We start from the raw sequence: 18,731 nt of genomic DNA on the forward strand, positions 1-18,731 counted from the left end.
TCCAGCACCCGCGGCAGCGGCGCCCGCGCCACCCGGCAGCGGAGTTGGAACTCCCCCTCGCCGTGGCGGACGCACTCCTCCAGGCGGTGGGTCCGGAACGACTTGGTGTAACAGGCGCAGTAGACCGCCTCGAGCAGGCTGGTCTTCCCCTCGCCGTTGCGGCCGGCGAACAGGTTGATGCCCGGTGCGAACGCCACCGGCTCCTCGGCCAGATTGCGGAAGGCGCGGGCGTGGAGGGATTCGATGCGCATGGGCTCCGGTCCCGCCGGCTTCGGCCGCCGGCTGCCGGCCATCATACGGCCATGCCGGGCAAATTGCAAGGCTGGCTGAGCCGCCCGCTCGGGCCGAAAACCATGGGCGGCGCCGCTCCGGCTGTGCTACTATTCGAGTCAGGCGTGGCATCTTCGGAGGCACCCATGGAACTGGCCCGATTCGGCGTGTCCTGCGACGCGGAACTGCTGGCTGCGTTCGACCACCGGCTGGCGGCGGAGGGTTTCAAGAACCGCTCCGACGCCCTGGCCCATTTGATGCGCCAGCACCTGCTGGCGGAGAAGATCCGGGGCGGGGCCGAGGTGGTGGGCGTCGTGACCATGGTGTACGACCACCACCGCCGCGAGCTGTCGAAGCGGCTGACGCAGCTCCAGCACGACCACCACACCCACGTCCTGTCGAACCTCCACATCCACCTGACCCACGCCGACTGCCTGGAGGTGGTGGTGATCCGCGGCGCGGCCGGCCGCGTCCAGGAGCTGGCCGACCGCCTCATCAGCACCCCCGGCGTCAAGAGCGGCCGCGTGTTCATCCCGGCGGCGCTGGGGGAGTGAACCGATGCACATCCCGTACGGACTGCTCTCCGCAGAGGTTTCGGTCGTAACCGGCGCGCTGGCGGCGCCGGCGGTGGGGTTCGCCCTGTGGCGGGTCAGGCGGCGCTACGAGGAGCGGACGGTGGCCCTGATGGGCATGCTCGGGGCGTACGTCTTCGCCGCCCAGATGATCAACTTCCCCGTGGCCGCCGGCACCAGCGGCCATCTGCTCGGGGCCGCCCTGGCCGCCTTCCTACTGGGCCCCGCGCCGGCGATGCTCATCTTGGGCACCGTGCTGCTGGTCCAGGCGCTGCTGTTTCAGGACGGGGCGATCACTGCGCTCGGGGCCAACGCGCTGAACATGGCGGTGCTCGGGCCGCTCACCGCCTGGGGGATCTGGACCGGCTGGCGGCGGCTGCTGGGCGGACGCCTGGCCATGGCCGGGCGGGCGGTGGCGGCCGTCGCCTCCATCGTCGTCCCGGCGGCGGCCTGTGCCGTCGAGATTGCCGTCAGCGGGCTCTACCCGCTGACAGTGGCGCTTGGGGCCATGGCCGGCGTGCACACCGTCATCGGCGTGGCCGAGGCGGCCATCACCGTGGTGATCCTGCGGTTCCTGGCGGCGGCCCGGCCCGATCTGCTGGCGCCGGCCGGCGTCCCCGGAGGTGCGGCCCATGCCGCGGCGCAGTCCGTCGAATAGGCGCTGGCTGGCGCCGCTCGGCCTCATCGTGATCGGGCTGCTGTCGGCGGCGGCGGCCACCACGCCCGACGGCCTCGAGTGGGCGCTGGAACGGCTGGGTTACACGCCTTCGGCGGAGGACCCGTACCGTGCCCCGGTGCCCGACTACACCTGGCCCGCGAGCCTGCCCGCCACACTGCAGGGGATGCTGTCGGTGGCGGGCGGCGGGCTGCTGGTCTGGGGCCTGCTGAAGCTGATGACGCTCGGCCGCCGGCCGCCGGGGGGCGCATGAGGCACGACTTCATCGACCACCACAGCCACGGCGAAAGCCCGGTCCACCGGCTGCACCCGACGGCCAAGGTGCTCGCAGCGGCGGTGTTCCTGGCGGCGGCGGTGGGCGTCCCCTACCCCCGCTTCCTCCCGTTCCTGCCGCTGGCGGCGCTGGGGCTGCTGGCCGCGCTGTTGTGCCGGGTGCCGCTGCCGCACCTGGCGCGCAAGATGGTCTGGCCCCTGGGGCTCACGGCGGCCACCGTCTGCCTGATGCCCGTCCTGCGGCCCGCCGGGGACGGGCTCGTCCTACTGGAGTCGCCGGTCCGGCTGGCCGTCTACCCCGAGAGCGCCCGGCTGGCCCTGCACGTGGTCGCCCGCGCCGCGGTGGCGCTGGCCGGGGCGGTGCTCCTTGTGGCCGCCACTCCGTTTCGGGACCTGCTCCGGGTGCTGGAGTCGTGGCACACGCCGGGCCTGCTGCTGCGCATCCTGGCCGTGTTCTACCGCTACCTGTTCATCCTGGTGGACGAGGCCGAACAGATGGAGCTCGCAGTGAGCGCCCGGCTGGTGGGCCCGGCCCCGCGCCTGCGACTGCTCCGGATGGCCGGCAATATGGCCGGGACGCTCTTCCTGCGCAGTCTGGAGCGGGGCGAGACCGTCTACCAGGCCATGTGCGCCCGGGGATTCGACGGCCGCTTCCCGACACTGGACGCGCCGCGCTGGCGGGCGCCCGACGCGGCGACCCTGGCGCTGGCCGCCGCCGCCGGGATTCTAACCGTGCTCCTGGCGGTGCTCCCATGACCGGCGTCGCGGTGATCATGGAGGCGGCCGCCTACTGCTACCCGGACGGCCGGGTGGGCCTGCACCCCCTCTCGGTGACGTTTCCGGCGGGGCAGTGCACCGCGGTCATCGGCCCCAACGGCTCCGGCAAGTCCACCCTATTGGGCCTCCTCAACGGGATCCGCCTGCCCCAGGCGGGGCGGGTGCGGGTGGGGGACCTGACGGTGGGCCGCGAGTGCCTGCCGGAGGTCCGGCGGATCGTGGGGCTTGTGTTCCAGGATCCCGACTGGCAGCTGTTCTGCCCCACCGTGGGCGAGGACGTCGCCTTCGGCCCGCTCAACCTGGGCCTCGCGCCGGCCGAGGCACGGGCCCGGGCCGAGGCCACCCTGGCCCGCGTGGGCCTGGCCGGCATGGCCGGCCGCTCCCCGTTCCACCTGTCCGGCGGCGAGAAGAAACTGGTCTCGCTGGCCACGGTGCTGGCGATGGAGCCGCCGGTGCTCGCCCTGGACGAGCCCACCGCCGGCCTCGACGCCGGCCATCGGCGGCTGCTGGCGGAGCTGGTACGGGCGCACCCCGGCACGCGGATCTTGGCCACTCACGACCTCGACTTTGCCATGGACACGGCCCACCACGCCTGCCTGCTCAGCGCCGGCACGCTGGCAGCCGCGGGGCCGGCCGACGAGTTGCTCCGCGACGCGGCGCTCCTGCACCGCCACGGCCTGGACCTGCCGCTGCGCCTCCAGGGACCGGGCGCCGCGGCTCCCCGATCGTCCGGGCAGGCGGCTTTTTGACCGATTGCCGTTTCCGGGTTTGACTTGACCGCAACCCATCGTCTATAATTTCAATCATTCAGGTCCACTGAACTATCCGACAGGCCAGCCGGCCAGCTTTTCCGAGACATTTCATCGTCGATCCATCATCCCGTCTGAGGAGGCAGTCATGGATTCCAGCTACTCCGAGGGTGTGCGGCGTTACATGCGCGAAGCCGAGGCCTACCTCGCCCGGCGGACCGCCTACCGGGAACAGGTCAAGCGGCTCAAGTTCGACACCATCGCCGTGCACGGCATGTACTCCGTCGAGGAGGCGTTCGCCAACGGCCAGGGCGGCATCATCGAGCCCATCTTTCCCTCCACGTCCCAGGCCTACCGCGATTCCGACGAGATGGAGGCCGGTCTGGCCTACCTGGTGCCCACCTGGTGTTACTCCCGCATCCACAACCCCACCGTTTACTACCTGGAGGAGACCCTGGCGCTGCTCGAGGGGTACGGCAGCGGCTGCGACACCACCGCGCTCTGCACCTCGGCCGGAATGGCCGCGATCAAACAAGCCGCCGAGCCGTTCCTGGAGATCCGCGACGGCGACATCCGCAACCTGAATTTCGTCTCCGCCGCCCAGGTGTACGGCGGCACCTTCCAGCTGTTCAACCTGCGCATGCGCGAGCGCGGCGCCCAGGTGCGCTGGGTCACCCGACCCTGGGAGATGACCGAGTGGGAGAAACTGGTTGACGACGGCACGCGCTTCCTGTACGCCGAAATGCCGTCCAACCCGCAGCAGGCCTGCTTCGACATCGCCGCGGTGGCGGAACTGGCCCACCGCCACGAGATCCCCTTGATCGTGGACGCCACCATCGCCACCCCGGCGCTGATGCGCCCCATCGCCCATGGCGCCGACATCGTGGTGCACTCGCTGACCAAGTCGGTGGGCAGCGGCGGCTTCACCATCGGCGGCGCCATCGTCGCCCGTCGCCCCGTCACCAGCCGGCACCTGCCCGACGATGTCAAGGCCGACTACGGCCTCTGGCTGAAGCTCTGGCCGTTCCGCGACTCGGGGCCGTGCATGTCGGCCCACTCGGCCTTTTTCCTCCTGAGCGACCTGCGCCTCCTGCGCACCAAGATGGCGCTCTTCTCCCGCAACACCATGCAGGTGGCCCAGTACCTGGCCGGCCACCCGCGGGTGGCGAAGGTCGATTACCTCGGCCTGCCGAACCATCCGCTGCACGCCCTGGCCGCGCGCTACATGAAGCTGGCGGACAGCGACGAGGCCGCCTTCGGCCACCTGATGTCGTTCGACGTCCGCGGCACCGCCGCCGAGACCCGGCGCGTGTTCGACGGCTTCCAGCGCATCTGGCGGGCGACGGACCTGGGCCGGATCAAGTCGGTGGCCACCATCCCGGCCATCTCCACCCACCAGCAGCAGGGCGAGACCGGCCGCAAGCTCGCCGGCGTCGCGCCCACCATGATCCGGCTCTGCGTGGGCGGCGAGCATCCCGACGACGTCATCGCGGACCTCGATCAGGCGCTCAAGGCGATCGGGAAATAGAAGAGAGGGTGAATCGGTGAATCGGGCTGAAACACGATCATAATCATCATAGGAGGACTGTATGCGGTTACTGTTCGTCGGATTCGGGACCGTGGGACAGGGGTTGGCCGAGCTGCTCCTGGAGAATCACGAGGCGCTCCGCAACGAGTACGGCCTGAACTGGACGGCGGTGGGCATCGCCGACATGCAGAAGGGCATGGTCTACCATCCCGACGGCATCAATCTGACCCAGGCGCTGGAGACGCTCAAGGCGGGCCACTCCCTCAACGAGCTGCCCCAGGCCTACACCCGCGGCGACGCGCTGGCCCTGATCGAGGAGGCCGAGGCCGACGTGATGCTCGAGGCCACCTACACCGACATCAAGACGGCCCAGCCGGCCACCGCCCACATCAAGGCCGCCCTCCAGCGCGGCCTGCACGTGGTGACCACCAACAAGGGTCCGCTGGCGCTGCACTACGCCGAGCTGCACGCCCTGGCCAGGGCGCGGGGCACCCACTTCCTGTACGAAGGCACGGTCATGAGCGGCACCCCGTGCCTCAACCTGATTCGCGAGACGCTGGCCGGCTCCGGCATCCAGGAGATCCGCGGCATCCTCAACGGCACCACCAACTACATCCTGACCCGGATGGAGGAGGGGCTGTCCTACGCCGACGCCCTGAAGAAGGCCCAGGAGCTGGGCTACGCCGAGGCGGTCCCCGACGCCGACGTGCTGGGCTGGGACGCCCTGGCCAAGGTGACTATCCTGGCCAACACGGTCTTCGGCGCCACGAAGAAGCCGTTCGACTACCCGTGCGACGGGATCACGAAGATCAGCGCCGAGGCGATCGCCGAGGCCAAGCAGAAGGGATTCCGCTACAAACTCATCGGCCGGGTCTGGCGCGAGGGGGGCGAGGTGCACGCCTCGGTGGCGCCCATGCAGATCCCCCTGAGCCACCCGCTGGCCGGCGTGATGGGCGCCACGAACGCCGTCACCATCAAGTCCCGCGCCATGGGCGACGTAACCATCGTCGGCCCGGGCGCCGGCCGCACCGAAACCGGCTACAGCATGCTCATCGACCTGCTCCACATCGCCCGGACGCACTGACGCCGCCGGCGCCCACAGGAGGTACGCCATGTACAAGGGCTACATGAACCGCTTTCTCGAGGTTGACTTGACCCATCGCACGTTCCGTTTCGGCCAGCCCGATCCGTCGCTCTTCGCCGGCTGGATCGGCGGCAAGGGCGTCGGTCTGAAACTCATGGTGGACCGGGGGCTCGTCACTCATGACCCGTTCGCCCCGGACAATCCGCTCATCTTCATGACCGGGCCGTTCACCGGCACCCAGGTCCAGACGTCGGCCCGTTCGGTGGTCTGCACCAAGTCGCCGCTCACCGGCACGTTCCTCGACACCCACGCCGGCGGCCACTTCGGACCGGCGCTCAAGAAGGCCGGCCTTGACTGGATCTGGATCACCGGCGAGAGCGACCGGCCGGTCTACCTCCATGTGCGCCCCGGCGAGGTCCGCTTCGAGGATGCCGCCCACCTCTGGGGCAAAGGGATATTCGAGACGGAGAAGGCGCTCCGCGAAGCGTACCCCAAGGCCCGCGTGGCCCTGATCGGTCCGGCCGGCGAGAACCGCGTCCGCTTCGCCTGCATCGGCACCGAGCTGTACCGCCAGTACGGCCGCGGCGGCGCCGGCGCGGTCATGGGCGCCAAGAATCTCAAGGCGCTCGTCGTGGAGGGCGACGAGAAAATCGCCTACCACGACCCCGCCGGCTTCCAAGAGCTGAACCGGCAGCTCACCAAAGACATCGTCGCCCACCCCAACCGGCAGCGCCGCGACGACCTCGGCACCATGATGTGGATCCGCATGGGCCAGGAACAGGGGCACTTCCTCCCCACTCACAACTGGCGCGACACCCAGTTCGCCGGTTACGAGGGAATCACCTCCGAGGCATGCCGCGAGAAACTGGCCTGGAAGAGCACCGGCTGCTTCAACTGCGCCATCCGCTGCTCCAAGGAGGCGCGCTGGGGAAATTATGAGGTGGAGGGCCCCGAGTACGAGACCACCGCCTTTCTCGGTTCCGGCTGCGACATCGATTCGGCCGAGGCGGTGGCCTATGCCAACTGGCTGTGCGACGACCTGGGGCTCGACACCATCTCGGCAGGCGTGGTCTGCTCCTTCGCCATGGAGGCGTTCGAGCGGGGCATCATCAGCGCGGCGGACACTGGGGGCGTTGCGCTCCATTTCGGCAGCGCCGAGGCCCAGGCCGCCCTGCTCCGCCAGATCGCCCACCGTGAGAAGATCGGCGACCTGCTCGCCGAAGGCACCCGCATCGCCGCCCGGCGCATCGGCAAGGGGAGCGACTACTTCGCCATCCAGATCGCCGGCATGGAGCTGTCGGGGGTGAACATCAAAGGATGCGCCTCCATGGGCCTGACCCTGGCCACGTCCGATTTCGCCTCCCACACCCGGTTCTGGTCCGCCTCGGCGGAGATGCGGAAAGAGCTGACCTGGGAGAGCACGCCCGATTTCGTGCGCATCGGCCAGGATGTCGTGAACACCCGGAACTGCCTCATCGTCTGCGATTTCGTGATGTACGACCTCGACCGGCTGGCGCCGGTGTTCGAGAAGTGCACCGGCATCCCCATGAGCGAGACGGACATGAACCGGCTCGGCAACAAGATCTCCAACCTGACCCGCCTCTACAACATCGCCAACGGCCGCACCCGCGCCGACGACACCCTGCCGCCGCGCTTCTTCCAGGAGCCCCACGAGGCGGGGCTCTTCGAGGGGCGGCGCCTCACCCGGGAGAAGTTCGCCGAATGGCTGGACATGTACTACGCTTCGCGCGGCTGGGACGCCGCCGGCGCCCCCACACCGGCCACGCTCACCGAGCTGGGACTGAACCCGATCTGACCGGCGGCCCGCGGCCCACGGCTACCCCTTTCAGCGGACGGCATTCGCCGTCCGCTTTTTTCTTGGCCCGGCCGGTCCCTTTGTGGTGAAATCGGGGGGATCAGAAGGAGGCTTGCCATGACCCGAGACGATGCCCTGGTCCTGCTCCACGAATGGACTCAAAAAGATGGCCTGCGCAAGCACGCCTACGGTGTGGAAGCCGCGATGCGCGCCTACGCCCGGCGCTACGGCGAGGACGCTGAGGCTTGGGCGGTGGTGGGGCTGCTCCATGACTTCGACTACGAGCGCTATCCCGATGCCGAGAACCACCCGTTCCGGGGCGCCGAGGAGCTGCGCCGCCGCGGGCTGGACGAGACACTGGTCCGCGCCATCCTGGCCCACGCCAGCTATACCGGCGTGCCGCGGGACACCCTCGTGGCCAAGGCCCTCTTCGCCGTGGACGAGCTGGTGGGCCTCATCACCGCCGCCGCCCTGGTCACGCCCGACAAGAAACTGGCGGCGGTGGGCGTCCGCTCGGTGATCAAGAAGATGAAGGACAAGGCGTTCGCCCGCGCCGTCAACCGCGACGAGATCCGGCTGGGAGCCGAGGAGCTGGGCGTGCCGCTGGAGGAGCACATCGGCGTCGTGCTCGCCGCCATGCAGGCGAACGCGGCGGAGCTGGGGCTCTGACGGCAGGGTTCGGGGCTCGTTCCCATGCGTTGAGAGTTGAGGGTTGAAGGTTGAGAGTTCGTGCACGTAATCGTAATTCGCAATCGTAATCGTACTCGCAATCGACGGCTGAATCGGTCATCGCGTCAAATGTAGATAAGGCGCCAGACTCCGCGATTCGCAACGGGGGGGGGACGCCGCTGGTATCGCGGCGGGTGACGGCAAACAGTCTGATTCCGTATAATCAATCCACGGCGCGCCGACGCCATCGCGCGCGAGGAGAACCGCCCATGAAGCTCACTCTGGCCGAAGAGCTGCTGCTGCTGAGTCTGCGTAACGACAAGGGGACCGTGCTGTGCTCCGCCTCGGTGGGCCTGCCGTTCGGGCTGGCCGCGGCGGTCCTGATGGAGCTGGCCATGCAGGAGAAGGTCCGGATCGAGGGCAAGAAACTGGTGGCCGTCCCGACGGGTGACACCGACGATGCCGTCCTGGACGAATGCCTGAATCTCATTCGGGCGGCGGCCAAGCCCAAAACAGTCCAGAGCTGGGTCTCCAGGCTGGGTGACCGGAAATCGATCCGGCGGGCCTATCTCGACCGGCTCGTGCAGAAGCGCATCCTGCGCCGGGAGGAGCACCGGATCCTGTGGGTCTTCCCCACGGAGCGGTTCCCCACTTCCAATCCGCTGGAGGAACTGGAAGTCCGCCGGCGGCTGCGCCGCACCGCGTTCACCGCCACCGCCCCTGACGCGCGCACCCGCTTCCTGGTGAGCCTGGTCCAGGCCTGCGACCTGGCGGGCGAGGTGTTCCCCGACGGCGACGAGCGGAAGGAGGCCAAACAGCGCTTTGCCGAACTGGTCAAGGAAGAAGCCTTCGGCAAGGCCGTCTCCGATCAGGTCGCCGCCGTCATGGCCGCCTGCGCCGCCGCCTGCGCCGCCGCCTGCGTGGCCGCTACCGTCACCGCGTGCTCCTGAGCCCCAAGGCGCCGACAGTCGCATCTGCCCGGTTGCGGCCAGGCGGCACGGCCTGCGGGAAGGGCGCGCCGGCCCGGCACCCGAATCTCGGCAAGCAGATGGAATTGCACCCATGATCGCCCGGGCGGTCGCGGGCACGAAACGGCACGCGCAGGGGATGCGCCGCACCGGTCAGGCGATGGTGTTGCCGGGCAGTTTTTTCCAGTCGTCGAGAAAGCGCTGGATGCCGATGTCGGTGAGCGGGTGCTGGATGAGCTGCTGGAGCACCTTCCACGGCATGGTGGCGACGTCGGCGCCCATGAGCGCCGCCTCGACCACGTGCATCGGGTGCCGGATCGAGGCGACCAGCACCTCGGTGGTGAAGCCATAGTTCTCGTAGATCTCCACGATCTGGTTGACCACATCCATCCCCGATGCGCCCACGTCGTCGAGCCGGCCGACGAAGGGGCTGACGAAGGTGGCGCCGGCCTTGGCGGCCATGAGCGCCTGGAGCGGGGAGAAAATGAGCGTCACGTTCGTCTTGATCCCCTCGCTCGAAAACGCGCGGACCGCCTTCAGCCCCTCCAGGGTCACCGGCACCTTGACGGTGATGTTGTCGGCGATCTTGGCCAGCTCGCGGCCCTCCTTGAGCATGCCCGCAGCGTCGAGCGCCACCACTTCGGCGCTGATGGGTCCGGGCACGGCGGCGCAGATCTGCCGCAGCAGGTCGCGGAAATCCCCTTTCTCTTTGGCGATGAGGCTTGGGTTGGTGGTGACGCCGTCGATCAGGCCCATGGACGCGGCCTGGCGGATCTCCTCCAGGTTGGCGGTGTCCAGAAAGAACTTCATGCAAGACTCCTCTCGGTCAGAATTTTGTTCCCGGGCGCCGCGGGCCCGCCCGCGACGGTCAGTGGGCGGCCGGCTGGTACTCGATCTCCGTCGAGGGCACGCTCCGGTTCCCGTGCCCGTCCACGGCGATGATCCGGTACCGCCAGGGACGGTTCAGCGGAGCCGTCGCGTCCACGAAGAGGGCGTCGGGCACAGGCGCCGGCGTCACCGGCGTGAAGGCGGAGCCGACATCCTCGCGGCGCTCCACGAGGTAGCCCGCAGCGTCGGCGTCGGGAACCGGACTCCAGATGAGCTTGATGCGACCGTCCTCTATCAGCACCGCCGGGTCCGCGGGCGCCTCGGGCGGGAAGACGTCGCGCGTGTCCACCTCGAGCCAGACCGACGGCGCGCTCAGGACCTCGCCGCCGCCCACGCGGCGGACGAACACCAGCGCGTAGGCGAGCCGCTGGTCGGGCGCCGCCTCGGTGTCGGTGAACGCGCGCGCCGGCCGGCCGACTTCGCCGGCGGTTTCCACCGCCCCGTCCGGCAGCCGCCGCCGGAGCACCCGGCAGGCGTCCCACGCGGCGGGCGCCGTGCCGTCAAAGTTGCCGGCCGGCTCGTTCCACTGGATGATGACGCCGGCCTTGGACGGAGCGGCGGCTGTGCCCGACGGCGTGTCGGCCACGGGCGCGGCCGGGCAGCGCAGGGCGGACGACGGCGGGCTCCACCGGCCGTGGTCGTTCATGAACCGGACCGACAGCACCACTGTGCCCTCGCTGCCGCCGAAGCGCCCGGCCAGGTTGAGGCGCGCCTCGAACCGGCGCTCCCGGAGCTGGGCCGCCAATGTGGTCTCATCCCAGTCGGCCACCACCGGCAGCGCGGCGGGGAGCGCGTCGAGGGCCGCTCCCGGCGGTGCCAGCACACCCAGCACCTCCAGCCGGCGGTAGCCCTTGATGCCGGAACCGTCGGTGTTGGCGGCGGGGAGTCGGCAGCTCACCACCAGCACCGCCGCCTCCTGGGCGGCGGTGACGAGCGCCGGCGCCGGCGGCAGGTGCTTGAGCGGCGGCTCCGGCGCACCCACCCGGGCGCAGCCGGACGCGAGCAGCGCCGCGGCGGTCAGGCCCAGGGCCAGGCGCCGGCAGGTGGCGGGGGACGTGGTCGTCGCGCGTCGCATGGGCTGTCCGTGCCTCAGAGGATGTACTTGCTCAGGTCTTCGCTCTCGATGATGCGAGTGAGCATCCGGTCCACGTATTCCAGCGAGATGGTGACCTGCTTGTCGGGCAGGTCGGCGCCTTCGAAGAGGATCTCGTCCAGTACGCATTCCATGATGGTGTAGAGCCGCCGGGCACCGATGTTGAGCGCACTCCGGTTCACCTGGGCGGCGTAGTGGGCCACCCGCCGCACCGCCTCGGGCGTGAACTCCAGCGTCACCCCCTCGGTGGCCATGAGCGCCTTGTACTGCTTGAGCAGGGCGTTCTCCGGCTCCACCAGGATCCGGTAGAAATCCTCCTCGGTCAGGCTGTCCATCTCCACTCGCAGCGGGAAGCGGCCCTGCAGTTCGGGGATCAGGTCGGACGGGGCGCTGACGTGGAACGCGCCCGCGGCGATGAACAGGATGTGATCGGTGCGCACCATGCCGTACTTGGTATGGACGGTGGTGCCTTCGACGATGGGCAGGATGTCGCGCTGGACACCCTCGCGGCTGACGTCGGGGCCGTGGCCGCCCTCGCGGCCGGCGATCTTGTCGATCTCGTCCAGGAAGAGGATGCCCGAGTGCTCCACCCGCCGGATGGCGTCACGGGCGACCTTCTCCTTGTCAATGAGGCGCCCCTCTTCCTCCTCGACCAGGTAATCCATGGCCTCGGCTACGGGGAGCTGGCGGCGCTTCTTCTGGCCGCCGAACATGCCGCCCAGCATGTCCTTGACGTTGACGCCCAGCTCCTCGACCCCGGACGAGCTGAAGATCTCCAGCGAGGGGAAGCGGGTCTCTTTGACCTCGAGTTCCACCTGGCGGTGGTCCAGCTCGCCGGCGCGGAGCATCTCCCGCATCCGCTCCCGCGACTTGAGGAAGTTGTCGTAGGCGGCCCAGTCGCCCGGCTCCTCGAGCCGTGACTTGTGCGGGCGGTGCGGCGGCGCCAGGAGCAGGTCCAGCATCCGCTCCTCGGCCGCGGCGACGGCCTTTTCGGCCACTTCCCGGGCCATCTCGGACTGAACCATGTCCACGGCCAGTTCCACGAGGTCGCGAACCATGGACTCGACGTCGCGTCCCACGTAGCCCACCTCGGTGAACTTGGACGCCTCCACCTTGAGGAAGGGGCTGTGGGAGAGCCGGGCCAGGCGCCGGGCGATCTCGGTCTTGCCCACGCCGGTGGGCCCGATGAGGATGATGTTCTTGGGCGCCACCTCCTCGGCCATGTCCGACGGCAGTTGCTGGCGCCGGACACGGTTGCGCAGGGCGATGGCCACCGCCCGCTTGGCCTTCTGCTGGCCGACGACGTACTTGTCCAGCTCGGCCACGATCTGGCGGGGGGTGAGGGTGTCCAGGTTGATGGGCCGGTCGGCCACCTCGGGCAGCAGCTTGCGATAGCGGCTCATGCGTGGGGCTCCGCCTCGGGGGTCAGCGTCTCGATTACCACCCGGTCGTTGGTGTAGATGCACAGGCCCGCGGCGATGCGCATGGCCTCGCGGGCCACCGCCTCGGCGTCCAGCGCGGTGTGGCGGTGCAGCGCCAGGGCGGCCGCCTGGGCGAAGGCGCCGCCGGAGCCGATCCCCAGCACGCCGTCCTCCGGCTCGATGATGTCGCCGGTGCCCGACAGGAGGAACGCCCGGCGGCCGTCGGTGACGAGCATGAGGGCTTCGAGGTGGCGGAGCGAGCGGTCGGTGCGCCACTCCTGGGCCAGCTCGACGGCCCCCCGCTCCAGGTTGCCGTTGCACTCGCGGAGCTTTTTCTCGAAGCGGGCGAACAGGGCGAATGCGTCGGCGGTGGCGCCGGCGAACCCGGCCAGGATCTTCCCGTCGAACAGGCGGCGGACTTTGCGCGCGGTGTGCTTGACGACGGTGTTCTGGAGGGTCACCTGGCCGTCGCCGGCCAGAACCGTGCGGCCGTCTTTCTGCACGAGCAGGATGGTGGTTCCGTGGATGGGCGGCAAGGCATTCATGGCGTCTCCAGGCGCGCGGGCACGGCCGGGCGGGGCCGCGGTGCGGAACTCAAACCTTCATCAGCTCCTGTTCCTTCCGCTTGACCACCTCGTCGATCTTCTTGATGAACTCATCGGTGAGCTTCTGGATCCGGTCGAGACCGCGGCGTTCGTCGTCCTCGGTGATCTTCTTGTCCTTCTGGAGCTTCTGAACCTGGTCACGCTGGGTCTGGCGGATCTGGCGGACAGCCACGCGGTGCTGCTCGGCGGCGGTGGTGACGCTCTTGACCATCTGGCGGCGGCGCTCCTCGGTCAGCGGGGGCACCGGCAGCCGGATGATCTTGCCGTCGTTGCTGGGCGTGATGCCGAGATCGGAGCTGAGGATGGCCTTCTCGATGGCGGCGATGCCCGAGACATCCCACGGCTGGATGACGATGAGGCTGGGCTCCGGGGTGGAGATGGTGGCCAGCTGGTTCAGCGGGGTCAGCGTGCCGTAGTAGTCCACCCGGATGTGGTCCACCATGTGGGCCGACGCCCGGCCGGTCCGGAGCGACTTGAGCTCCTGTTCGAAATCGGACAGCGTCTTTTTCATCTTGTCTTCCGACTGCTTCAACACATCGTTCAACATGCCGGTTTCCTTCCTTGGCGTGGATGTCGGGACGGTTACGGGCGGTTATTATACGGAAAAGCCGCCGGCCATGCAATCCGTTCCCGTCGGCCGGCGGGCGCTCCGATCCGCGGGATCAGTGCAGGATCGTCTCCAGGCTGGTGGACCAGATGTCGCGCAGACTGATGACGTCGTCGATCACCAAGGTGTGTCCGTTGAGGTGGATGGCGAACACGTCGCGGGACACCCGGCCGACGAGAGCGCACGGCACGGACCAGCTCGCGGCGATGGCCGCAATCCGGTCGACGTGCGCGTCGGGCGCCGACACCACGGTTCGGCTCTGCGACTCGCCGAACAGGATGGCGTCTTCGCGCAGGTCCTGCGCCAGGGTGACCTCCACCGCCATTGTCGGATCGGGGCTGGCGAAGCAGCAATCGGCCAGAGCCATGGCCAGCCCGCCCTCGGACACGTCGTGGCAGGAGGCGAGCAGCCCCGCTCCGATCATCTCCCGCACGGCGCCCTGGAGGTTAGCCTCACACCGGAGGTCCAGCTGCGGAATGGGCCCCTGCTTCAAGCCATGCACCAGTTCCAGATACTCGGTTCCGCCCAGTTCCTCCAGCGTCTCGCCCAGGAGGAGCACCGCATGGCCGGGCTCCTTGAAGGCGATGTCCATCCGCCGGTCGACATCGTCGATGACGCCCAGCATCCCGATGACCGGGGTCGGCATGATCTGCTTGCCCAGTGTCTCATTGTAGAAGCTGACGTTGCCGCCGGTGATGGGCGTCCCGAACGCGGCGCACGCCTCGGCGATGCCGTCGATGACCTCGGAGAACGTCCACATCACCTCGGGATCCTCGGGCGACGGGAAATTCAGGCAGTTGGTCGCCGCCAGCGGCCGGGCGCCGGCGCACACCAGGTTGCGGCAGGCCTCGGCCACGGCGATCATGGCGCCGCGGCGGGGATTCAGCCAGGTGTAGCGGCCGTTGCCGTCGGTGGTGATGGCCAGCGCCGCCCGGCGACCCTTGAGCCGCAGCACAGCGGCGTCCGCGCCGGGCAACAGGGCGGTGTTGGTCCGGACCATATGATCGTACTGCCGGTAGATCCAGCGGCGGCTGCACAGGTTGGCCGCCGCCAGCATGTCCTTGAAGGCACGGAACAGCCCGCCCGGCAGGGCCAGGCGGTCCAGGTCCAGGACATTCACCTTGTCCAGGTAGGCCGGGCGGCGCAGCGGGCGCTCGTAGACGGGCGCGTCGTCGGTCAGGGCGGTGTTGGGGATCCGGGCCACCACCCGCCCGCCCTGCTCCACGTGCATGACGCCGTCGGCGATCACCTCGCCGATGACCGCCGCCTCCAGGTCCCACTTGCGGAAGATCTCCAGGATCTCGCCTTCGCGGCCCGCCGCCACGGTCATGAGCATCCGCTCCTGCGACTCGCTGAGCATGATCTCGTAGGGAGTCATCCCCTCCTCGCGCTGCGGCACGCGGTCGAGCTCGATGCGCACACCCACGCCCCCGCGCGCCCCCATCTCGCAGGTGGAACAGGTCAGGCCGGCGGCGCCCATGTCCTGGATGCCCAGCACGGCGCCGGTCTTGAACGCCTCGAGGCACGCCTCGAGGAGCAGCTTCTCCTGGAACGGGTCGCCCACCTGCACGGTGGGCCGCCGCTCCTGCGAGGTCTCGTCGAACTCGGCCGAGGCCATCGTGGCGCCATGGATGCCGTCGCGGCCGGTCCGGGCGCCCACGTAGATGACCGGGTTGCCCACGCCGCTGGCCTTGCCGTAGAAAATCTGATCGCGACGGGCGACACCGAGGCACAGCACGTTGACCAGGGGGTTCAGGCTGTAGGAGTCGTCGAAGTAGACTTCGCCGCCCACAGTGGGAATGCCGATGCAGTTGCCGTAGCCGGCGATCCCGGCCACCACGCCGTCGAGCAGGAAGCGGTTTTTGGCGTCCAGGAGCGGCCCGAACCGGAGCGAGTCGAGGCAGGCGATGGGCCGGGCGCCCATGGTGAAAATGTCCCGGATGATGCCGCCCACGCCGGTGGCGGCGCCCTGGTACGGCTCAATGAACGAGGGGTGGTTGTGCGACTCGATCTTGAACACGGCCGCCTCGCCCTCGCCGATGTCCACCACGCCGGCGTTCTCGCCGGGCCCCTGGATCACGCACGGCCCGCGGGTGGGCAGGCGGCGCAGGTGCACCCGCGAGCTCTTGTAGCTGCAGTGCTCCGACCACATGACCGAAAAGATGCCGAGTTCGGTCAGAGTGGGCGTGCGCCCCAGCGTGGCCACGATGCGCTCGTACTCCGCGGCGGTGAGGTTGTGCTCCTCGACCAGGGCGGGGGTGATGGGTTGTTCTTCCATGCGGTTCTTCCTCGATGTCATGGGTCGCGCTCCCGCGGGTCCGGCGCCCGTCACCGCGCCCCGGCATGGGCCGCCAGCAGGGACTGGAAAATCTTGAGGCCGTCGGCCGAGCCGAGCATCGCCTCGGCCGCCCGCTCCGGATGGGGCATCATCCCCAGCACGTTCCCCGCCCGGTTGCAGATGCCGGCGATGTGCTCCGCCGACCCGTTGGGGTTGGCGTCCGCGCGGAGGAGGCCCGCTTCAGTGCAGTAGCGGAAGACGATCTGGTCATGGGCCTTCAGCTCGGCCAGCGTCGCTGCGTCGGCGAAGTAGTTGCCGTCGTGGTGCGCCACCGGAATGCTGAGCACCTCGCCCGGCGCGCACAGGCCGGTGAAGGGGGTGCGGCGGGTCTCCACGCGCAAGTGCACGTGCCGGCAGACGAACTTGAGCTGCTCGTTCTTGAGCATCGCCCCGGGGAGCAGGCCCGCCTCCAGCAGGATCTGGAAGCCGTTGCAGATCCCGATCACCCGCCCGCCGTTGGCGGCGAACCGGCCGACGCACTTCATGATGGGCGAGAAGCGGGCGATGGCGCCCGTGCGCAGGTAATCGCCGTAGGAAAAGCCGCCGGGCAGGATGACCACATCGCACTCCTGCAGCGACTCGTCCTTGTGCCAGAGGAACACCGCCTCCTCACCCAGGACGTGCTTGGCCACGTGGTAGGCGTCGTGGTCGCAGTTGGAACCCGGGAAAACGACGATCCCGAATTTCATGCCCCCTCCAGCTCGAAGCGGAAGTCCTCGATGACCGTGTTGGTCAGAACGGTCCGGGCGATCTCCTCCACCACCTGGCGGGCCCGGTCCGCGGCGACGTCGTCGGGCAGAGCGAGCTCAAAGTACTTGCCCTGACGCACCTCCAGAACCTCCTTGAAGCCCAGGCTCTTGACCGCCCGCTGGACGGTCTTGCCCTGCGGATCGAGGACGTCCCGTTTCAAGGTCACATACACTTTTGCGCGCATAACACCACCTGAGTCCCTTGGAATGTCCGTCAGCCGCTGCCGGGGACGCGGCCCGCTGTCAGCACACCGGATGCAGCGGCCGGCCGGTGTCGAAAAACGCGACCACGTTGTCCACGGCCATCTGCACGATGGCCCGCCGCGCCGTATCCGTGGCCGAACCGATATGGGGCAGCAGCACCACGTTGTCCAGCGCCAGGAGTCCGGGATGCACCGCCGGCTCCCCCTCGTACACGTCCAGGCCGGCGGCGCGGAGCCGGCGGGCCCGCAGCGCGTCGGCCAGCGCCGCTTCGTCCACAACAGGGCCGCGGGCCGTGTTGATCAGGATCGCCCCCGGTTTCATCGCCGCCAGCGCCCGCGCGTCGATGAGGTGCCGCGTCGCCGGCTCCAGGGGGCAGTGCAGGCTGACCACGTCGGCTGCGCGGAGCAGCTCGTCCAGCGGCAGCCACCGCGCCTCGAGTGCGGCCTCCACCGCCGGATCGACGGCATTGCGGTTGTGGTACACGATCCGCATGCCGAATCCCCGCGCCCGGCGGGCCACCGCCTGGCCGATGCGGCCCAGGCCGACGATACCCAGAGTCGCGCCATTGAGCTCCAGGCCCAGCAGCAGTTCCAGGTCCCAACCGGCGAACCGGCCGGCGCGCACGTAGCGGTCGGCTTCCACCACCCGGCGGGCGGCCGCCAGCAGCAGGGCCAGCGCCAAGTCCGCCGTGGCCTCAGTCAGGGCCCCCGGCGTGTTGGTGACGGTGATGCCCCGCGCCCGGGCGTGCGCCCAGTCGATGTTGTTGAAGCCTACCCCAACGTTGGCGATGATCCGCAGGTCGGGGGCGGCTTCGATGAGCGCCGCGTCGATCGTGTCGCTGAGCAGGCACACCAGGCCGCGGCAGCCTGGCAGGGCCGCGGTCAGCGCGGCGCGGTCCGGCCAGGCGACGCCCGGCGGCCGGCGCAGCGTGAAGTGAGCCGGAAAACGCCGTTCGGCTCCGAACGGCAGCGGATGCGTCAACAGCACGGTCACGGGCGGCATGTCGCCTCTCTCCCAAGTTCATTCGCCCGGAGTATCCCCAGGCGCCCCCTGGCACGGGCGGGCCGCCGGACCATTCGGGCCGACAACGCCCCGCGCTCAGGGGGCCGGCGGGCCGGGCGGGCGCTGGGCCCCGCCGGCTGGCGAGAACCATTCGACGGCGTCCACCACGCCGATGACGGCGCGGTTGATGGGCCCCATCTCCCGACCGACGGCCTCCCAGGTCGAGCGGCCCTCCTCGAGGACCAGGACCAGGTCGCCGGCGCCGGCGTCGACGCTGTCCACCGCGATGAGCTTATCGCCGGCGGGCATTCCGCTCCGGGCATCCAGAGGCTGGACGTAGAGGAGCTTGAGCCCTTCGTATTGAAGGTGCTTGACGGTGGACTCGACGCTGCCGAGGACTCTCGCCAAAATCACAGTGGTTATTATACCGCGTTTATGCTAA

The 18,731-nt window shown here is 69.3% G+C and carries 21 protein-coding genes; 10 read left to right on the top strand and 11 right to left on the bottom strand.

The window, feature by feature from the left end; all coding sequences use genetic code 11:
• Positions 1-251 (bottom strand): AAA family ATPase (locus tag GX414_14465; protein NLI48303.1); only part of this gene is annotated, 251 nt, incomplete at its 3' end.
• A 165-nt stretch (positions 252-416) separates the two neighbouring features.
• Between GX414_14465 and nikR the strand changes: the two genes are divergently transcribed.
• The 10 genes from nikR (at position 417) to GX414_14515 (ending at position 9,364) form a co-directional block, all read left to right on the top strand.
• Positions 417-824, top strand: a complete 408-nt coding sequence (gene nikR / locus GX414_14470) for a nickel-responsive transcriptional regulator NikR (protein ID NLI48304.1) — start codon at positions 417-419, stop codon at positions 822-824.
• Positions 825-828: 4 nt separating this feature from the next.
• The gene (locus tag GX414_14475; GenBank protein NLI48305.1) at positions 829-1,500 is read left to right on the top strand and encodes an energy-coupling factor ABC transporter permease; all 672 of its coding nucleotides are present in this window, start codon (positions 829-831) and stop codon (positions 1,498-1,500) included.
• Positions 1,475-1,771 carry a hypothetical protein gene (locus tag GX414_14480; protein NLI48306.1) on the top strand — a complete coding sequence of 99 codons (297 nt, stop codon included), beginning with the start codon at positions 1,475-1,477 and terminating at the stop codon, positions 1,769-1,771. Before GX414_14475 ends, GX414_14480 begins: the two co-directional genes overlap by 26 nt.
• On the top strand, positions 1,768-2,547 hold the full coding sequence (gene cbiQ, locus GX414_14485) for a cobalt ECF transporter T component CbiQ (GenBank protein NLI48307.1): 780 nt from the start codon (positions 1,768-1,770) through the stop codon (positions 2,545-2,547). The genes GX414_14480 and cbiQ overlap by 4 nt, the downstream gene beginning before the upstream one ends.
• Positions 2,544-3,317, top strand: coding sequence for an ABC transporter ATP-binding protein (locus tag GX414_14490; protein ID NLI48308.1), 774 nt, complete (start codon positions 2,544-2,546; stop codon positions 3,315-3,317). The genes cbiQ and GX414_14490 overlap by 4 nt, the downstream gene beginning before the upstream one ends.
• Before the next feature lie 148 nt (positions 3,318-3,465).
• Complete coding sequence (locus GX414_14495; GenBank protein ID NLI48309.1) at positions 3,466-4,845, top strand: O-acetylhomoserine aminocarboxypropyltransferase/cysteine synthase; 1,380 nt, start codon at positions 3,466-3,468, stop codon at positions 4,843-4,845.
• Between the two features lie 61 nt (positions 4,846-4,906).
• On the top strand, positions 4,907-5,929 hold the full coding sequence (locus GX414_14500; GenBank protein NLI48310.1) for a homoserine dehydrogenase: 1,023 nt from the start codon (positions 4,907-4,909) through the stop codon (positions 5,927-5,929).
• A gap of 43 nt (positions 5,930-5,972) precedes the next feature.
• Complete coding sequence (locus tag GX414_14505) at positions 5,973-7,745, top strand: aldehyde ferredoxin oxidoreductase family protein (protein ID NLI48311.1); 1,773 nt, start codon at positions 5,973-5,975, stop codon at positions 7,743-7,745.
• Positions 7,746-7,862: 117 nt separating this feature from the next.
• Positions 7,863-8,414, top strand: coding sequence for an HDIG domain-containing protein (locus tag GX414_14510; GenBank protein ID NLI48312.1), 552 nt, complete (start codon positions 7,863-7,865; stop codon positions 8,412-8,414).
• Positions 8,415-8,683: 269 nt separating this feature from the next.
• Complete coding sequence (locus GX414_14515; GenBank protein ID NLI48313.1) at positions 8,684-9,364, top strand: GPP34 family phosphoprotein; 681 nt, start codon at positions 8,684-8,686, stop codon at positions 9,362-9,364.
• A gap of 171 nt (positions 9,365-9,535) precedes the next feature.
• On the opposite strand, the gene fsa is transcribed toward GX414_14515, so the two are convergent.
• The 10 genes from fsa to GX414_14565 form a co-directional block, all read right to left on the bottom strand.
• Positions 9,536-10,192 carry a fructose-6-phosphate aldolase gene (gene fsa / locus GX414_14520; GenBank protein NLI48314.1) on the bottom strand — a complete coding sequence of 219 codons (657 nt, stop codon included), beginning with the start codon at positions 10,190-10,192 and terminating at the stop codon, positions 9,536-9,538.
• A gap of 58 nt (positions 10,193-10,250) precedes the next feature.
• Positions 10,251-11,345, bottom strand: a complete 1,095-nt coding sequence (locus GX414_14525; GenBank protein NLI48315.1) for a hypothetical protein — start codon at positions 11,343-11,345, stop codon at positions 10,251-10,253.
• A 14-nt stretch (positions 11,346-11,359) separates the two neighbouring features.
• Positions 11,360-12,721, bottom strand: coding sequence for an ATP-dependent protease ATPase subunit HslU (hslU, locus tag GX414_14530; GenBank protein ID NLI48316.1), 1,362 nt, complete (start codon positions 12,719-12,721; stop codon positions 11,360-11,362).
• Positions 12,722-12,762: 41 nt separating this feature from the next.
• The gene (gene hslV, locus GX414_14535) at positions 12,763-13,329 is read right to left on the bottom strand and encodes an ATP-dependent protease subunit HslV (protein ID NLI48317.1); all 567 of its coding nucleotides are present in this window, start codon (positions 13,327-13,329) and stop codon (positions 12,763-12,765) included.
• A 49-nt stretch (positions 13,330-13,378) separates the two neighbouring features.
• Positions 13,379-13,933 (bottom strand): ribosome recycling factor, encoded by a 555-nt coding sequence (gene frr / locus GX414_14540; protein NLI48318.1) that lies wholly within the window; start codon positions 13,931-13,933, stop codon positions 13,379-13,381.
• A gap of 118 nt (positions 13,934-14,051) precedes the next feature.
• The gene (gene purL / locus GX414_14545; GenBank protein ID NLI48319.1) at positions 14,052-16,274 is read right to left on the bottom strand and encodes a phosphoribosylformylglycinamidine synthase subunit PurL; all 2,223 of its coding nucleotides are present in this window, start codon (positions 16,272-16,274) and stop codon (positions 14,052-14,054) included.
• A gap of 50 nt (positions 16,275-16,324) precedes the next feature.
• Positions 16,325-17,023, bottom strand: coding sequence for a phosphoribosylformylglycinamidine synthase subunit PurQ (purQ, locus tag GX414_14550; GenBank protein ID NLI48320.1), 699 nt, complete (start codon positions 17,021-17,023; stop codon positions 16,325-16,327).
• Positions 17,020-17,268, bottom strand: coding sequence for a phosphoribosylformylglycinamidine synthase subunit PurS (gene purS, locus GX414_14555; protein ID NLI48321.1), 249 nt, complete (start codon positions 17,266-17,268; stop codon positions 17,020-17,022). The genes purQ and purS overlap by 4 nt, the downstream gene beginning before the upstream one ends.
• A gap of 58 nt (positions 17,269-17,326) precedes the next feature.
• Complete coding sequence (locus GX414_14560; GenBank protein NLI48322.1) at positions 17,327-18,289, bottom strand: D-glycerate dehydrogenase; 963 nt, start codon at positions 18,287-18,289, stop codon at positions 17,327-17,329.
• A gap of 96 nt (positions 18,290-18,385) precedes the next feature.
• Entirely contained in the window at positions 18,386-18,703 is a 318-nt protein-coding gene (locus GX414_14565) for a EutN/CcmL family microcompartment protein (protein NLI48323.1), read from the bottom strand.
• Between the last annotated feature and the right edge of the window lie 28 nt (positions 18,704-18,731).

Source organism: Acidobacteriota bacterium (assembly GCA_012517875.1).
Lineage (GTDB): Bacteria > Acidobacteriota > JAAYUB01 > JAAYUB01 > JAAYUB01 > JAAYUB01.

Excerpts from the sequence above, each read along its gene's own strand:
- GX414_14505 (NLI48311.1), top strand. The coding sequence starts at position 5,973 with ATGAACCGCTTTCTCGAGGTTGACTTGACCCATCGCACGTTCCGTTTC.
- fsa (NLI48314.1), bottom strand. The coding sequence starts at position 10,192 with ATGAAGTTCTTTCTGGACACCGCCAACCTGGAGGAGATCCGCCAGGCC.
- hslV (NLI48317.1), bottom strand. The coding sequence starts at position 13,329 with ATGAATGCCTTGCCGCCCATCCACGGAACCACCATCCTGCTCGTGCAG.
- GX414_14560 (NLI48322.1), bottom strand. The coding sequence starts at position 18,289 with ATGCCGCCCGTGACCGTGCTGTTGACGCATCCGCTGCCGTTCGGAGCC.
- GX414_14515 (NLI48313.1), top strand. The coding sequence starts at position 8,684 with ATGAAGCTCACTCTGGCCGAAGAGCTGCTGCTGCTGAGTCTGCGTAAC.
- GX414_14495 (NLI48309.1), top strand. The coding sequence starts at position 3,466 with ATGGATTCCAGCTACTCCGAGGGTGTGCGGCGTTACATGCGCGAAGCC.
- GX414_14475 (NLI48305.1), top strand. The coding sequence starts at position 829 with ATGCACATCCCGTACGGACTGCTCTCCGCAGAGGTTTCGGTCGTAACC.
- GX414_14500 (NLI48310.1), top strand. The coding sequence starts at position 4,907 with ATGCGGTTACTGTTCGTCGGATTCGGGACCGTGGGACAGGGGTTGGCC.
- purQ (NLI48320.1), bottom strand. The coding sequence starts at position 17,023 with ATGAAATTCGGGATCGTCGTTTTCCCGGGTTCCAACTGCGACCACGAC.
- GX414_14490 (NLI48308.1), top strand. The coding sequence starts at position 2,544 with ATGACCGGCGTCGCGGTGATCATGGAGGCGGCCGCCTACTGCTACCCG.
- purL (NLI48319.1), bottom strand. The coding sequence starts at position 16,274 with ATGGAAGAACAACCCATCACCCCCGCCCTGGTCGAGGAGCACAACCTC.
- GX414_14480 (NLI48306.1), top strand. The coding sequence starts at position 1,475 with ATGCCGCGGCGCAGTCCGTCGAATAGGCGCTGGCTGGCGCCGCTCGGC.
- GX414_14525 (NLI48315.1), bottom strand. The coding sequence starts at position 11,345 with ATGCGACGCGCGACGACCACGTCCCCCGCCACCTGCCGGCGCCTGGCC.
- purS (NLI48321.1), bottom strand. The coding sequence starts at position 17,268 with ATGCGCGCAAAAGTGTATGTGACCTTGAAACGGGACGTCCTCGATCCG.
- nikR (NLI48304.1), top strand. The coding sequence starts at position 417 with ATGGAACTGGCCCGATTCGGCGTGTCCTGCGACGCGGAACTGCTGGCT.
- GX414_14510 (NLI48312.1), top strand. The coding sequence starts at position 7,863 with ATGACCCGAGACGATGCCCTGGTCCTGCTCCACGAATGGACTCAAAAA.
- cbiQ (NLI48307.1), top strand. The coding sequence starts at position 1,768 with ATGAGGCACGACTTCATCGACCACCACAGCCACGGCGAAAGCCCGGTC.